At 72.0% G+C, this 14,317-nt stretch carries 17 protein-coding genes; 11 read left to right on the plus strand and 6 right to left on the minus strand.

The window, feature by feature from the left end:
* Positions 1 to 179: 179 nt before the first annotated feature.
* Entirely contained in the window at positions 180 to 611 is a 432-nt protein-coding gene (locus tag ACK1X7_RS12690; RefSeq protein ID WP_216345240.1) for a cell division protein SepF, read from the plus strand.
* Positions 612 to 641: 30 nt separating this feature from the next.
* Here ACK1X7_RS12690 and ACK1X7_RS12695 read toward each other — a convergent pair whose 3' ends face one another.
* Together ACK1X7_RS12695 and ACK1X7_RS12700 are read right to left on the minus strand one after the other, a co-directional pair.
* Positions 642 to 1,829, minus strand: a complete 1,188-nt coding sequence (locus ACK1X7_RS12695; RefSeq protein ID WP_382958943.1) for an acyl-CoA dehydrogenase family protein — start codon at positions 1,827 to 1,829, stop codon at positions 642 to 644.
* 304 nt (positions 1,830 to 2,133) lie between these two features.
* A complete protein-coding gene (locus ACK1X7_RS12700; protein WP_385146363.1) occupies positions 2,134 to 3,801 on the minus strand; it encodes an MFS transporter in 1,668 nt (555 codons plus the stop codon).
* Between the two features lie 353 nt (positions 3,802 to 4,154).
* On the opposite strand from ACK1X7_RS12700, the gene ACK1X7_RS12705 reads away from it, so the two are divergent.
* Together ACK1X7_RS12705 and ACK1X7_RS12710 are read left to right on the plus strand one after the other, a co-directional pair.
* A complete protein-coding gene (locus ACK1X7_RS12705; RefSeq protein ID WP_385146361.1) occupies positions 4,155 to 5,342 on the plus strand; it encodes a hypothetical protein in 1,188 nt (395 codons plus the stop codon).
* Positions 5,343 to 5,709: 367 nt separating this feature from the next.
* Positions 5,710 to 6,681 (plus strand): phosphatase PAP2 family protein, encoded by a 972-nt coding sequence (locus ACK1X7_RS12710; RefSeq protein WP_385146359.1) that lies wholly within the window; start codon positions 5,710 to 5,712, stop codon positions 6,679 to 6,681.
* Between the two features lie 169 nt (positions 6,682 to 6,850).
* Here ACK1X7_RS12710 and ACK1X7_RS12715 read toward each other — a convergent pair whose 3' ends face one another.
* A complete protein-coding gene (locus ACK1X7_RS12715) occupies positions 6,851 to 7,066 on the minus strand; it encodes an I78 family peptidase inhibitor (protein WP_216348214.1) in 216 nt (71 codons plus the stop codon).
* A gap of 390 nt (positions 7,067 to 7,456) precedes the next feature.
* Between ACK1X7_RS12715 and gvpO the strand changes: the two genes are divergently transcribed.
* The 8 genes from gvpO to ACK1X7_RS12755 all read left to right on the plus strand — a co-directional run bounded on the left by gvpO (position 7,457) and on the right by ACK1X7_RS12755 (position 10,888).
* On the plus strand, positions 7,457 to 7,759 hold the full coding sequence (gvpO, locus tag ACK1X7_RS12720) for a gas vesicle protein GvpO (protein WP_390793832.1): 303 nt from the start codon (positions 7,457 to 7,459) through the stop codon (positions 7,757 to 7,759).
* Positions 7,760 to 7,804: 45 nt separating this feature from the next.
* On the plus strand, positions 7,805 to 8,254 hold the full coding sequence (locus ACK1X7_RS12725; protein ID WP_385142976.1) for a gas vesicle structural protein GvpA: 450 nt from the start codon (positions 7,805 to 7,807) through the stop codon (positions 8,252 to 8,254).
* Positions 8,251 to 8,970 (plus strand): GvpL/GvpF family gas vesicle protein, encoded by a 720-nt coding sequence (locus ACK1X7_RS12730; RefSeq protein WP_390793831.1) that lies wholly within the window; start codon positions 8,251 to 8,253, stop codon positions 8,968 to 8,970. The genes ACK1X7_RS12725 and ACK1X7_RS12730 overlap by 4 nt, the downstream gene beginning before the upstream one ends.
* 17 nt (positions 8,971 to 8,987) lie before the next feature.
* The gene (locus tag ACK1X7_RS12735) at positions 8,988 to 9,176 is read left to right on the plus strand and encodes a gas vesicle protein GvpG (protein WP_385142970.1); all 189 of its coding nucleotides are present in this window, start codon (positions 8,988 to 8,990) and stop codon (positions 9,174 to 9,176) included.
* Between the two features lie 80 nt (positions 9,177 to 9,256).
* Entirely contained in the window at positions 9,257 to 9,538 is a 282-nt protein-coding gene (locus ACK1X7_RS12740) for a gas vesicle protein (protein WP_382958980.1), read from the plus strand.
* On the plus strand, positions 9,535 to 10,416 hold the full coding sequence (locus ACK1X7_RS12745; protein WP_398162170.1) for a GvpL/GvpF family gas vesicle protein: 882 nt from the start codon (positions 9,535 to 9,537) through the stop codon (positions 10,414 to 10,416). Before ACK1X7_RS12740 ends, ACK1X7_RS12745 begins: the two co-directional genes overlap by 4 nt.
* On the plus strand, positions 10,413 to 10,613 hold the full coding sequence (locus ACK1X7_RS12750; protein ID WP_216345978.1) for a gas vesicle protein: 201 nt from the start codon (positions 10,413 to 10,415) through the stop codon (positions 10,611 to 10,613). The genes ACK1X7_RS12745 and ACK1X7_RS12750 overlap by 4 nt, the downstream gene beginning before the upstream one ends.
* Positions 10,610 to 10,888, plus strand: coding sequence for a gas vesicle protein K (locus tag ACK1X7_RS12755; protein WP_385115873.1), 279 nt, complete (start codon positions 10,610 to 10,612; stop codon positions 10,886 to 10,888). Before ACK1X7_RS12750 ends, ACK1X7_RS12755 begins: the two co-directional genes overlap by 4 nt.
* A 55-nt stretch (positions 10,889 to 10,943) precedes the next feature.
* Here ACK1X7_RS12755 and ACK1X7_RS12760 read toward each other — a convergent pair whose 3' ends face one another.
* The 3 genes from ACK1X7_RS12760 to ACK1X7_RS12770 all read right to left on the minus strand — a co-directional run bounded on the left by ACK1X7_RS12760 (position 10,944) and on the right by ACK1X7_RS12770 (position 14,161).
* On the minus strand, positions 10,944 to 11,903 hold the full coding sequence (locus tag ACK1X7_RS12760) for a helix-turn-helix transcriptional regulator (protein WP_390793829.1): 960 nt from the start codon (positions 11,901 to 11,903) through the stop codon (positions 10,944 to 10,946).
* A gap of 75 nt (positions 11,904 to 11,978) precedes the next feature.
* A complete protein-coding gene (locus tag ACK1X7_RS12765) occupies positions 11,979 to 12,839 on the minus strand; it encodes a hypothetical protein (protein ID WP_385142989.1) in 861 nt (286 codons plus the stop codon).
* A gap of 83 nt (positions 12,840 to 12,922) precedes the next feature.
* Positions 12,923 to 14,161, minus strand: a complete 1,239-nt coding sequence (locus tag ACK1X7_RS12770; RefSeq protein WP_216345975.1) for a glycosyltransferase family 4 protein — start codon at positions 14,159 to 14,161, stop codon at positions 12,923 to 12,925.
* Between the last annotated feature and the right edge of the window lie 156 nt (positions 14,162 to 14,317).

Raw genomic sequence — 14,317 nt, forward strand, 5'->3', positions numbered from 1 at the left:
GTCTACCCATCGCTCCGTCAGCCCCCATAAGCAGGTGGAACTCTGATATGGCGCCAGCCGTTGTGCACCAGTAACGTCACGAATCCCCTGTGCGGCCGCAATCCACGTGGCAGACCATCCGCATCATGGACGACCATAGAGGGGCGGACGGTACACACCATCAGGGAGAGGAGGCGTCTATGGGATCGGTACGCAAGGCAAGTGCCTGGCTTGGCCTCGTCGACGACAGCGATGACGAGCGCTACTACGACGACGACTACGCCGAGGGGTCCGAGCCCGGCGACTCCTGGATGACCGACCCGCGAGCTCGGGTGGCCGACGAGACCGCGCGGGACCACGGCACCCGGATCGCCACGGTCACCCCGGAAGGGTTCCGGGATGCCCGCGGCATCGGCGAGATGTTCCGGGAGGGCGTTCCGGTCATCGTCAACCTCACGACGATGGAGTCGGCCGACGCCAAGCGCGTGGTGGACTTCATGGCCGGGCTGATCTTCGGCCTGCGGGGCTCGATCGACCGGGTGGCCAACCGCGTCTTTCTCCTCACCCCCGCGGACTACCAGATCGTCAGCGGCCCGGCCGGCCACCCCACGGGCTTTTTCAACCAGAGCTAGGCCCGCACAGGGCCTGGCGCCCGGGGCCGCTCACCGGAATGCGTCGATTCCGGTGAGCGCCTTGCCCAGCACCAGTTGGTGCATTTCGACGGTGCCCTCATAGGTGAGCACGGACTCCAGATTCGTGGCGTGCCGCATCACCGGATACTCCAGCGAGATCCCGTTGGCACCCAGAATCGTCCGGGCCGTGCGGCAGATCTCGATCGCCTCGCGCACATTGTTCAGCTTGCCGAAGCTGACCTGCTCGGGGCGGAGCCGCCCCGCCTCCATGCGCCGCCCCAGATGGTGGGCGAGCAGGATCCCCTTGTGGAGTTCCAGCGCCATATCGGCCAGCTTGGCCTGGGTGAGCTGGAAGCCCCCGATCGGCCGGCCGAACTGCTCGCGCTCGCGCGCGTAGTCCAGCGCCGACTCGAAGGCGGAGCGGGCGGCCCCCATCGAGCCCCAGATGATGCCGTAGCGGGCGTGGCCCAGACAGCTCAGCGGCCCGCGCAACCCGGTGACCTCGGGCAGGACCGCGTCGGCCGGCAGCCGCACCTCGTCCAGGACCAGCTCGCTGGTGACCGAGGCGCGCAGCGACCACTTGTGCTTGATGTCGGGGGCCGAGAAGCCGGGCGCGTCGGTGGGGACGACAAAGCCGCGGATGCCCTCGTCGGTGCGGGCCCACACCACCGCGACCCCGGCCACCGAGCCATTGGTGATCCACATCTTGCGGCCGGTGAGCACCCAGTCCGAGCCGTCCCGCTTGGCGTAGGTGCGCATGCCCGCCGGGTCCGAGCCATGGTCGGGCTCGGTCAGCCCGAAGCAGCCGATGACCTCGCCGGCGGCCATCCGGGGCAGCCACCGCTGCTTCTGCTCCTCGGAGCCGAAGCGGTGGATGGCGTACATGGACAGGGAGCCCTGCACCGACATCAGCGAGCGGATCCCGGAGTCGGCGGCCTCCAGCTCCAGACAGGCCAGGCCGTACTGGATCGGACTGGCACCCGCGCAGCCGTAGCCGGTGAGGGACATCCCGAGCGCGCCGATGGAGCCGAGTTCCCGGGCCAGCTCCCGGATCCCGGGCACCTCGCCGCGCTCGAACCAGTCGGCGACATGCGGCAGCACACGGTCGGCGGCCCACTGCCGCATGGTGTCGCGGACCGCGAGGTCCTCGGGGTCGAGGAGATCGTCGAGCCCCAGCGGGTCACGCGGATCGAACGACGGCAGGGTGCCAGCGGACATGGGTGGCGGCCTCCGGTGGATGCGGGTCCGGGTCGCCGGGCGGGTACCGGTCGCCGGGGGCGCGTCCTGCCGCCCGGCGGCCGGGGTGATCAGCCCGGTCGATCCGACGCTACGGCCGGGTAACCCCTGACGTCCAGACCCGCTCACACCGCGCCACCAGGACACGGGCAGCAGGCGGGCAGGGCTGGGGCAGCAGGCGGGCACGCCGGAACGGGACGCGGGCAGGGCCGGGGCGGGAGCAGTCCGCCGCGGGCGGCAAGATCCGCTGGACACCCCGCAGGGCGCGGGGCTCGGGCGGGGCCGGTCAGGACTCGGCGGCGACGGCGGCGCGGTCACGCCGGGCCGGGGTGTCCGTACCGCCCTGTGCACGCTGGTCCGGGCCCTGGGCGGACTCCTCGTCGTCGGCGGCGCACTCCATGGTCCTGGGCAGCCGCAGCGCGGCGAGCGCGCCCATCAGCAGCAGACCGGCGCTGACCGCGAGCGTGACGTGCAGACCGTGCACGAAGGCGCCGCGGGCGGCCGAGCGCAGGGCCTCCCCGGCGTGGCCACCGAGCCGGTCGGAGACCTTGTACGCGGCCCCCAGCGACTGGCTCGCGTCGGAGCTGGCCGAGGCGGGGACGCCGGGCACCGAGGAGACGCCGGGCTTGTAGGCGGCGTTCATCACGCTGCCCAGGAGGGCTATGCCGATACCGGCGCCGAGCTGGTACGAGGTCTCGCCGATGGCGGCCGCGCCGCCCGCCGAACCGGCCGACGCCTCGTTGAGCATCGACTCGTAGGCGCTGAAGAGCGTGGTCTCCAGGCCGAAGCCCAGGACGATGAAGCCGCCGACGAGCACGGCGGGCCGGTCGGCCTGGCCCATGGCGGTGAGCGAGAGAACGGCGAGCGCGGTGAGCGCGAAGCCGATGGCGACCATGAGCCGCGGGCCGAGCCACTGGAGCATCCGGGACCCCACGAGCCCGGCGGCCATGGCGGCGAAGGTGAGCGGCAGCAGCCGCAGACCCGTCTCGAGCGGGGTGAGCCCGAGCACGAGCTGGAGGTACTGGGCCGCTATGAGCTCCAGGCCGACGAGCGCCAGCAGGGCGAGCACGATACAGCCGACGGAGATCGAGAAGGCGGGCCGGGCGAACAGCTTGAGGTCGACCAGCGGATGCGTACGGCGGCGCTGGCGGCGCACGAAGAGCACCAGCAGAACCACCCCGAGCAGCAGCGGGGCGGTGGTCACGGCGCCCAGCGGATCCGCGCCGCTGCCGATCCGCTTGACGCCGAAGACGACGCAGAACAGCCCGCACGCGGCCATGACCGCGCCCAGCACGTCCCAGGGCCCGTTCCGGTCGCCGGTGGACTCCGGCAGCAGCCAGCGGCCGACGGGCAGCGCCACGATCATCAGGGGCAGGTTGACCAGGAAGACCGAGCCCCACCAGAAGTTCTCCACCAGGAAGCCGCCCAGCAGCGGGCCGACGGCCGCGCCGACGGCGGCGACCGCGCTCCAGACGCCGATGGCCAGCGCCCGCTCCCGGCGGTCCGGGAAGACCTGGCGCAGGATCGACAGCGTCGCGGGCATGATCATCGCGCCGCCGACGCCCAGCAGGGCGCGGGCCACGATGAGGATCTGGGGGCTGGGGGCGAAGGCGGCGAGCGCGGAGGCGGCGCCGAAGAGCCCGTAGCCGAGCAGCAGGACGCGCCGTCTGCCGACACGGTCGCCGAGGGTGCCGAAGAGGATCAGCAGCGAGGCGCAGACCAGTGGGTAGATGTCCACGATCCACAGCAGTTCCATCGCGCCGGGACGCAGATCCTCGGTCACGGCCGGGACCGCGACATGCAGCACGGTCGCGTCCACGGCGACGAGCAGCAGACTGACGCAGAGCACGAGGAGCACGACCCAGCGGTTCGCGCCGCCGCCCGCCTCGGTGCCGCGCCATTGCCGGGGAACGCCCGCCGTCCGCCGAGTGCGGGCCGTGGTCGTCCCGGACATGTACGCACCTCCCTGGTCTTGCGCTCGCGGTCCGCCGTCGGAGGGGCGGTACGTCACGTCGTAGGGACGTCCGGGTGACCCCGGTGGCGAAGGCGCGAGTGAGAGGTCAGGGTACGCGAGTCCCCGCGCGGGCCGTGTGCCGCAGGTCATGTTCGGAGCACTCCGCGGAGGATTACGGAGGCGTACGTTCCGGACTTCCCCTTTTGTCCCCCGGCCGTCTGCCGTCCCTCCTGTGGCCCCCCGGCGGCCGTCTCGCGTTCGTAGTCCGTTGTCCACAGCCCCCGCGGCCGCGTCGCCGAGGGTTGTCCACAGGCCCCCGCGAGCGGTCCTGGTCATCCTTGATAATCGTCGCCGTGACTGATCTCGCCCAGGCCGGCACCGCGCCGCTCAGCGACGACGGCCGACCGGGCCGCGCCGCTCGGGCCGCGCTGCGCCGGGCCGCTCCAGCATTGCTCGCCTACGCGGGGACGCGCCTGCTCGGGCTCGTGGTTCTCGCGGTCTGGGGTGCCTTCGCGGACAAGAGCCCGCACCAGCTTCTCTCGGCGCGGTGGGATTCGCTGTGGTACACCCGCATCGCCGAGGAGGGATACGGCTACACGATCCATCTGCCCGACGGGGCGGTCCACTCCAATCTGGCGTTCTTCCCCCTGCTCCCCGGCCTGGAGCGAGTGATATCGGCCATAGCCCCGCTGGACGCGGCCGACGCCGGTCTGCTGGTGAGCTGGGTCACTTCCCTGTTCGCCGCGTGGGGGATCTTCGCGATCGGGGATCTGCTGTACGGACGGCGGGTGGGGCTCATCCTGGCCGTGCTGTGGGGCGTGCTGCCGGTCGGGATCGTCCAGTCGATGGCGTACTCGGAGTCGCTTTTCACGGCGCTGGCCGCCTGGGGGGTCTATGCCGCGCTCACCCGGCGGTGGCTGTGGGCGGGGCTGTTCGCGGCGCTGGCGGGGCTGACCCGGCCGGTGGGGGCGGCGGTGGTCGCGGCGGTCTGGGCGGCGGCCGCGGCGGAGCTGCTGCCCGGCGGGCGCCGGCGCCAGGCGTGGCGGACAGACCGGAGCCTGCTCGCGGGTGTCGTGCTGGCGCCGCTCGGCTGGCTGGGCTACGTGGTGTGGGTCGCCGTCCGTACCGGCAGCGTCACCGGCTACTTCGACGTCCAGAACGGCTGGGGGAACGGCTTCGACGGCGGGCTGGCCTTCGCGGGCTTCATCGGGGGGCTGCTGATCGAGCCGCCCTTCGTGGCCGGGCTCGGGCTGCTGCTCGGCGTCGGGGCGCTGATCTGGCTCGCGATCCGCTGTGTGCGGCAGCGCCAGCCGTGGCCGCTGCTGGCCTACGGCGGGGCGGTGCTGGTCCTGGCGCTGGCCGCGAAGGGGTACTTCGGCTCGAAGCCCCGGCTGCTGATGCCGGCCTTCCCGCTGCTGCTGCCGATCGCGGTCACCCTGGCCCGGCTGCGCCCGGCGCGCACCGCGCTGGTCCTGGGGTCGGCCGGGCTCGCCTCGGCGGTGTACGGGGCCTTCTGGCTGCATGGCTCCGGACCGCCATGATCCGGCCACCCCCTCCAGCCGCGGCTGGCCCCACGGACGATCACCCCCGGCCGCCCGGCGACTCCTGGGGAAACTTCCGGGAACGGTACGGCCAATAGGCGATAAACTCGCCCTGTAAGAATTCCATAAAGTCCCTGAGACACGCCCATTGGAAGGCCGGGAGCAGAAAAGTTCCCGGGGCTCCTGCATTCCTTGGAAAGGGCACGGCCAAAAGCCGTGGACGAGACGCACTCCACATCACATCGTCATCACAAAGCGACCTGATCGACCGAACTCGCCTGTCACGCAATGTAACGTCGATTAGGTGCGTACCGAAGACAAGCTCCCCGCGTCCGAGGAGCGAAGGCCCGATCTCGTGCGACCGCGCATGACCCGAACACGCTTCTGGCTGCTCGGGACCACGCTGGCGGTCTACGCGGCGACCGTGATCGGCGTGCTCACCACCTCATGGCTGGTGAAGCTCGACTGGCAGATCATGCTCTTCCGGCCCTACAAGCAGTGGCCCGAGTTCCACACCTTCCTGGACTACTTCGTGGTCATGGGCCAGCGCGGACCCACCGCGGTGGCCGTCGCCGCCTGGCTTGGGTGGTGCTGCTACCGGCAGCGGACCCTGCGCCCGCTGCTGGCGCTGGGCACTTCGCTGCTGCTGCTGAACGCCACCGTGGGCGCGGTGAAGATCGGCTTCGGCCGGCTCGGTCCGCACTACGCGACCACCGTCGGCTCCAATGAGATGTGGGGCACCGGCGATATATTTCCTTCGGGTCACACCGCGAACGCCGTGGTCACCTGGGGAATTCTGGCCTATCTGGCGACCACCCCCGTCGCGCGCCGGGTCGCCTCGCTGATCGCCGCGGGCTTCGCCTTCGGGGTCGGTATGACCACCGTCTACCTCGGCACCCACTGGCTGAGCGATGTGGTGCTGGGCTGGGCCGCCGGGGTGCTGGTGCTGCTGGCGCTGCCGTGGCTGGAGCCGGCCATGGCCCGCGCCGAGGTGCTGCTGCTGACCCTGTGGCGCCGGATGCGCGAGGGCTGGGCGCCCGCGCCGCTGCCGTCCGGCCGACCGGTCGCCGGGACCCCGCTGGCCACCCCGCGCGCCGCCCGCGACGACGAGCTGCCCGCCCGCGAGCCGGTGGCCGTGGTCCGGTCCGGCGCTGCCACCGGCCGTGGCCCCGACGGACGGCCCCACCACCCGGTCCGCCAGCACACGGTGCGCTCCGAGCGCACCCCGGTCACCCCGGTCGGCAGCCGCCGGCCGCCGCACGCCGACCGGGTGCCGCGCACCACGACGCCGTTCGGCCCGTCCGGCGCCTCCCGCGGCCGGACCGCCACCGGAGGCTGAGCCACCCACCGGGCCGCGGGGCGGTACGCACCCCCTTCCCCGCGCCGACCGGTCACACCACGGCCCCGAACGCTCTCGCCGGAGCGTCCGGGGCCGTGGTCGTATCCGCGCCGGGCGCACCGGCCCACCGGCGCGGACCCGGGGGCCCACCGGCGCGGATCCGGGCCGGTCAGCCGCGCCAGCAGCGCTTCACGGTGCCGTCGTCCACCTCGAAGTCGATCCGCCCGCGCAGATACTCCATCGTGATGATCGCGCCCGGCGGAAGCGTCCGTACGGTGCTCCAGCCGCGTGTGCGCGCCCTCTCCTCGGCGGTCCGGGCATCGAGGCCCACATAGCTGTCGAGGTCGTCGTCGGGTTCGGCCGGATGGTTCGGTACAGGTCCCATGACGCCACCGTAGGTGGCTCTCCACGCGGGGCAAACCCAGAGTGGCGAAGGACTGCCACTGCCTCATGCCTCTCACGGCCGCCATTCGTCACACTTGTGTCACAGAAAACACGCCCGGGTTTGTGGGCGACTTCATCACTCTTCCGGGGCTTGTGTTGACCCCTCGAAGATGATTGCGAGTTTTCGTCGATATCCCGCGTCAAACGACCGGCTCCGGTATGGGCGGCGAGGCGCCGCCGACATCTTTCGAGCAATTCGCACAGCGGCCGGAATAGCGCTGCCCGGACCCCTCCGGAGCACACAATTCCACCACAAATCGCCGGGGCCTCGGGGCCGAACGTCGAGGTTTACGCCCACCGGGACGCGGTACCCGCCGCCACCGGAGCCAACATGACTGACAGATCAGATGAAACCCCCGAGAAGACGGCGGCCGGCGGTCCGAGCCCGCTGACACTCCTGCGTGCCGCCCGGGAGCAGCTCGTCGAACTGACCGGCCTGTACCCCGAGGCCCTCCCCCGTCTGGAGCGGACCGACGAGGGATGGCTGCTGGAGGCCGAGGTGGTGGAGCTGGCCCGGGTGCCGGAGACGATGAGCCTGATGGCCCTGTACGAGGTGACTCTCGACCCGGACGGCCTGCTCACCGGATACCGCCGCCTCCGTCGCTATGAGCGCGGCCGGAGCGACCGCCGCTGAGGGCGGCGCACCGGACGCCCACCGACACGAGAGGAAACACCCGACATGACCACTGTTGTCCCGGCACAGCAATCCAGGGGCGGGGGCGGCTCCAGCGGCCTGTACGACGTCCTGGAGCTGATCCTCGACCGAGGGCTGGTGATCGACGCGTTTATCCGCGTATCCCTCGTCGGCATCGAGATACTCAAGATCGATATTCGGATCGTGGTGGCGAGCGTCGACACCTATCTGCGGTTCGCCGAGGCGTGCAACCGGCTCGACCTGGAGTCGGGCCCGAACAAGTCCCCCGGCCTGCCCGAGGTCGTCGAGGGCATTACCGAGGGCGGTGCGCGCTCCAAGACCAAGGGCGCCCTGTCCGGTGCCGGCGAAACCGTCTCCAAGGCCGCCCAGTCCGTGGCCGACGCGATCCGGCCGTCGGAGGAGGACGAGGAGGAGCCGCGCCGCCGGCGCCCGGCCCGTAAGGCGGCGCCGAGGAAGTCCGAGGAGTCCGCATGACCACCTATGTCTACGGCATCGCGCGCGGTGAGGTCCGGGACCTGGGCGATCGGCTGCTGGGCATCGGCGACCCCCCGCTGCCGGTCCGGGCGCTGAACCAGGGCGAGCTGGCCGCGATCGTCAGCGACTGCCCGCCGGAGCTCAAGCCCCGGCGCCGCGATCTGCTGGCCCACCAGCATGTGCTGGCCGAGGTGAGCGACTCCCGCCCGGTGCTGCCGATGCGCTTCGGCAGCGTCTCCTCCAGCGACGACGACGTCCGCAGCGTGCTGGCCGAGCACGCCGACCGCTACCAGGACCAGCTCAGCCGGCTGACCGACCGGGTGGAGTACAACGTCAAGGTCGTACACGACGAGGACGCGGTGCTCCACCAAGTGCTCGCCGAGGAGCCAGAGTTGCGGATGATGGCGGAGGCCAACCGGGCGGCCGGCGGCGGCACCTACGAGGAACGGGTGCGCTTCGGCGAGCTGATGGCCGGCGCGGTACGGGCCCGCGAGGTGCGGGACGCCAAGCTGGTGGAGGAGGCGCTGGCCCCGGCCGCCGAGGACGTGCGCCCCGGCCCGGAGAGCGGCGGCTGGTTCCTCAGCCTGTCCCTGCTGCTCGCCAGGGACGGCGCCGATCCGCTGCTGACGGCCGCCACCGACGTGGAGCGCGCCCACCCCTGGCTGAAGCTGCGGATCAACGGTCCGCTGCCGCCGTACAGCTTCGTCGAGTCCTGATGCTGATGATCGGCTGGGTGCTGAGGCAGGTCGTCGCCGCCGCGGAGCGGGAGTACTACGACCCGGCCAACATCCAGCGCGCCCTGGCCGAGCTGGAGGCCCAGCTCGATCAGGGCGTGATCGACGAGAAGGAGTTCGAGCGGCAGGAGGACACGCTGCTCGACCGGTTGGAGGAGGCACGCCAGTGGGCGAACGGGACTCTGTGACCACCCGGGGCGGTGTGGCCCCGACGGCCGGCGCGTATGGCTCACCGGCGTCGTCGTTCGGCTCCTCGGGGTCCTACGGACTGGCCGGGCGCGGCGAGGGCGGGGCCAACCTCGCCGACATCCTGGAGCGGGTGCTCGACAAGGGTGTGGTGATCGCGGGCGATATCCGCATCAACCTGCTCGATATCGAACTTCTCACGATCAAGCTGCGGCTGATCGTGGCCTCGGTCGACAAGGCGAAGGAGATGGGCATCGACTGGTGGGAGCACGACCCGTCGCTCTCGTCACGCGCCCGGGCCGAGGTGAACGGCCCGCAGAAGACCGAGGTGACCAGCGGGGAGAACCGGGAGAGCGCCGAATGACCGAAGGACTGCGGTACGCCTACGCGGTCGTGCGCGACACCGACGCGCCGCGGGCCGCCCTCACCGCTTTGGAGCGGGTGCCCGGAGTCGCGGGCGAACCGGTGGTGGCCGTGCGCCACCTGGGACTCGCCGTGCTGGCGGGGACCGTACCGGCCGAGGACTTCGACGAGGGCCCGCTGCGGCAGCGGCTGGAGGACATGGCGTGGCTGGAGCAGGTGGCCCGGACCCATCAGCGGGTGGTCGACACCGTCGGCGCCGAGTCCTGTGTCATACCGGTCCGGCTGGCCACCGTCTGCCAGGGCGAGGAGGGGCTGCGGCGGATGCTCGCCGCCGGGCGGGAGCGGTTCGCCTCGGCGCTGGACCGGCTGGAGGGCCGGGTCGAATGGGGCGTCAAGGCGTACGCCGCGACACCCGCGCCTCAGGAGCCGCCCGCTGCTCAGGAGCCGCCCGCGCCCGAGGGGCCGCCCGCCGGGACCCCGAACGCCCCGGGCGGCATGTCCGGCCGCGACTATCTGCGCCGCCGCAAGGCACAGCGGCAGGCGGCCGAGCGGCGCTGGGGCGATACGGAGGAGGGTGCGCGGCTGGTGCACGACACCCTCAGCGGGCTGGCCGAGCGGGCCCGGTTGCATCCGCCGCAGGACCCCCGGCTGTCGGGGGTGTCCGACCGCAATGTGCTGAACGCCGCGTATCTGGTGCGGCGTGAGGACAGCGCCGCGTTCGCCGAGCGGGTCGGTGAGCTGGCCGGGCGGACGGCCGCGCTGCGGGTCGAGCTGACCGGCCCCTGGGCGCCGTACTCCTTCACCGCCCCGGACGAGAACGCCGCCCCGGACGGGACCGACGCCCCGGACGGGCCCGAGAGCGCGGGGGCGGTGGGATGACGGTGGCCCCGGAGGGCCCGTTGGCCCATCAGCAGATCGCCCTGGTGGACGTGCTGGACCGGCTGCTCGCGGGCGGCGTGGTGATCACCGGTGATCTGACCCTGCGGATCGCCGACGTCGACTTGGTCCGCATCGATCTGCGCGCCCTCATCAGCTCGGTCAACGCCAACGTCCCGTCCCCCTGGGAGGAACCGTGAGCCACAAGGTGGAGCTGGACCAGGACACCGTCGAACGCGACCTGATGAAGCTGGTGCTGACCGTCGTGGAACTGCTGCGCCAGCTCATGGAGCGGCAGGCGCTGCGCCGGGTGGACGAGGGCGATCTGACCGAGGACCAGGAAGAGCGGATCGGGGTCACGCTGATGCTGCTGGAGGACCGGATGGGCACACTCTGCGAGCGCTACGGCATCGCGCCCTCCGATCTCAATCTGGACCTCGGGCCCCTCGGTCCGCTGTTGGCCCCGAGGGAGTGACGCTCCGAACAGCTCCGGACAGCTCCGGACAGATCGGGACAGTTTCGGACAGCTCTCAGCCCAGGGCCCGGTCCAGGCGGTCCCTGATCTCCCGGATGTGGTCGTTCAGCTCCACCGGCTCGCGCACCTCGAAGTCGAAGCCGCTCAGCGCGATATGGAGCACCAGCGCATCGGGACTGGAAGCGCCGGTGTGCAGCAGACAGCTCTGCTCGTCGACGGCCTCCAGCACCCCCACCAAGGGCGAGAACCGCTCGGCCGCCCGCTCGGCGGGCACCCGCAGCAGCACGGTGGCCCGCTGGGAGTAGACCGAGGTGGTGATGCCCCGGGCCACATAGGCGGCGATGTCCTCGGCGGGCGGGCGGCGCGGGGTGAACCGGGGGCCGTGCGGTGGGGTCGGGGTGATCCGGTCGACCCGGTACGTACGCCAGTCGGCGCGGTCGACGTCCCAGGCCACCAGATACCAGCGGCGCTGCGCGGCGACCAGCCGGTGCGGTTCCGCGGTGCGGCGGGTGAGGGCACCGCCGTGGTCGCGGTACTCGAAGCGCAGTTGATGGCAGTCCCGGCAGGCGGCGGCCAGCTCGGTCAGCACCTCGGGGTCCACCCCGGGGCCGGGGCTCCAGCCGGACAGCGGCACGGTGAAGGCGCTCAGCGCGCCCACCCGGCGGCGCAGCCGGTCCGGCAGCACCTGCTCCAGCTTGGCCAGGGCCCGTACCGAGGTCTCCTCGATGCCCTCGACCCCGCCGCCCGCGGCTTGGCGCAGCCGCACCGCGACCGCCACCGCCTCCTCGTCGTCGAGCAGCAGCGGCGGCAACTGGGCGCCCGCGCCGAGCTGATAGCCGCCGCCGGTGCCCGGCGCGGAGTGCACGGGGTAGCCGAGCTCGCGCAGCCGGTCCACATCGCGGCGGACGGTGCGCGGGGTGACCCTGAGCCGGTCGGCGAGATCCGCGCCGGACCATTCGCGGTGGGCCTGCAACAGGGAGAGCAGGCGGAGCAGTCGGGCCGAGGTCTCCAGCATGCGGCCGAGTCTGCCACCACTTGCGGACAGCCCTCGTCCTCAAGGACCCCCACCCGCCCGGCTGCTCTCCTGGGATCAGGCGGGCGCCTCGATCCGCACCGCCAGATCGTTGTCCCGGGTGTAGTACGGCTGGGCCCGTGCCTCCCCGTGCGGGCCGGTCACCGTGCGCGGCGGGTAGGTGAAGATCTCCTTCTTGTCCGCGACATCGTCCAGGATCCGGGCGAGCCGGGCCGGGGCCATGGTCTCGTCCGCCGGGCGCAGCCACAGGTCCCAGACGTGCGCGCCGCCGTCCCAGCTCCGCGCGAGCTCGGTGTAGGAGAGCGTGAAGGAGAAGTCCGGGCCGTCCACCACCAGCGGTGCCGTCCGCACCGGGGCGGCGCTCCGGCGGCAGCGGGCCTCGACGACCGCCTCGGCCAGCCATTCGGACGGGTACGCGACGCGGTAGAGCCGCCCCCGGACGGCCATCGTGTCGTCCTCCAGCCGGATCTCCCCGGCCTCGGCGTGGGGCGCCCGCCGCCAACTGCGCAGCGAGAGATTGCCGTGCTTGGTGGCGTAGGGGATGCGGACGGACAGCGGGTTGGTGCTCGGCCCCGGCCGTCGGTCGACGAGCGAGCGCAGATCGTTCAGGCCCGGGGCGAGCCGCTGCGGCTCGCTGTCCCGGTGGGCCACATGGACGTCCCAGCGGCCCTCGGGCAGGGCGACGTTGCTGGGCAGGGCGGCCTGGAGCCGGCCGTCCGCGGTGGGGCCCAGCGGCAGCCGCACCTCCCCGTCGGGGGTGTCCGCCGCGCCCCGGCGGACCAGCACCAGCGCACCGCTCCAGTCGTCGAGGCCGCCGGGGCCGGGCCGGGCCCAGTCGGCGATGTGGAAGGTGAGCCCTCCGGCGGAGTCCGCCACGCAGTCGGCGCGGGCGGGGGCGGCCTCGGGGGCCTCACTCATCCTGTCCTCCTCGACGTGCTGCGCTGCCTGCTCGACGTGTTGCGCGGCCTGCTCCACGTGCTGCGCCGCCTGTGCCGTTGCGCTCATGCGACACGCACCTTCCGCAGGGAGTCCTTGGTGGCGAACGCACCACTGAGCAGGGAGCCGCGGGCGCGGTGCAGGGAGCCCCGCAGCCCGCTGCGGGCGACCAGACCGGAGAACAGCGTCTCGTAGCGCCCGGCCACCCGCGAGGGGTCGAAGCGGGCCGAGTCCTTCAGCGCCGCCTGTCCCATCTGCTGGCGCAGCTCGTCGTTGTTGATGAGGTCGAGCAGCGCGGCGGCGATGGCGTCGGTGTCGCCGGTGGGCACGAGACGGCCGTCCACCCCGTTGTCGATGATCTCCGCGGGCCCGTGCGGGCAGTCGGTGGACACCACGGGAAGGCCGCAGCGCATCGCCTCCACGATGGTCATGCCGAACGACTCGAGACTGGAGGTGACGGCGGCGATGGAGCCCTTGGCCCACTCGGGGTCGAGCGGATTGGCCGGGCCCATCAGGAAGACGTTGTTGTAGAGGCCGAGCTGGTCGATGAGGGCGCGCAGCTTGGCGTGCTGGGCGCCGCCGCCGTAGATCCGCAGCCGCCAGTCGGGGCGGGCCGCGCTGACCTTCGCGAAGGCGCGTATCAGCAGGTCGTAGCGTTTGACCGGGGCCAGTCGGCCGGCCGCGACCACCCATTTGCCGGTGCCGTCGGCGGGGTCGAGACCGGGCTCGGGCACGCTGTTGGGGACCGCCTCGACCCGTACGCCGGGCAGCCGCATCTGGTCGCGGTAGGTCCGCGCGTCGGCCTCGGTCACGGTGGTCACCGCGTCCAGCCGGGGGTAGACGGCGCGCAGAGCCCGCTTCAGCCCCGTGGAGTGGGTGCCGAGCGTCAGATGCTCCTGTCCGACCCGTACCGGACCGCGACGGGCCTCGCGGGCGATGTGGACATTGAGCCCGGGGCGGGTTCCGACAACGATATCGGCGTCCAGGCGGCGGAGATGGTCTCCGATACGGCGGTCGGTGAGGGCGCTGTACTGCTTGTAGCGGCCCTCGGACGCGGGGAAGACCTCCGCCGGGCGGCCGTGGTCCGGGTCGGCGCCGTCGTAGGACGGGCTGTTCTTGCGGATGTCCACGAGATGGCTGAGCCGCACCCGCGGACCGGGGTCGAAGATCGGCTGATCACGGTGGCGGAACACCGACACGATCTCCACATCGTGCTGCTCTCCCAGGGAACGGGCGAGGTTGTACGTGGTCCGGATCGTCCCGCCGATCCCGTACGCGTTGTGAATAAGGAAAGAGATGTGCATCCGGCCCCGTATCCCATGGCTTCCCCGCGGACAGGAGTCTCGTCCGCCTACCACGGTGTAAGACGGAGAAAAGTGGCACAGGGTTGGGTTTCATCACCTTCTTGTGCCCCAACAGATGTGCAATCGGTAGGAAGTCCGGGGAACTTTCCGGCCCGA

This window comes from Streptomyces sp. CY-1 (assembly GCF_047218265.1).
Classification (GTDB): domain Bacteria; phylum Actinomycetota; class Actinomycetes; order Streptomycetales; family Streptomycetaceae; genus Streptomyces; species Streptomyces niphimycinicus.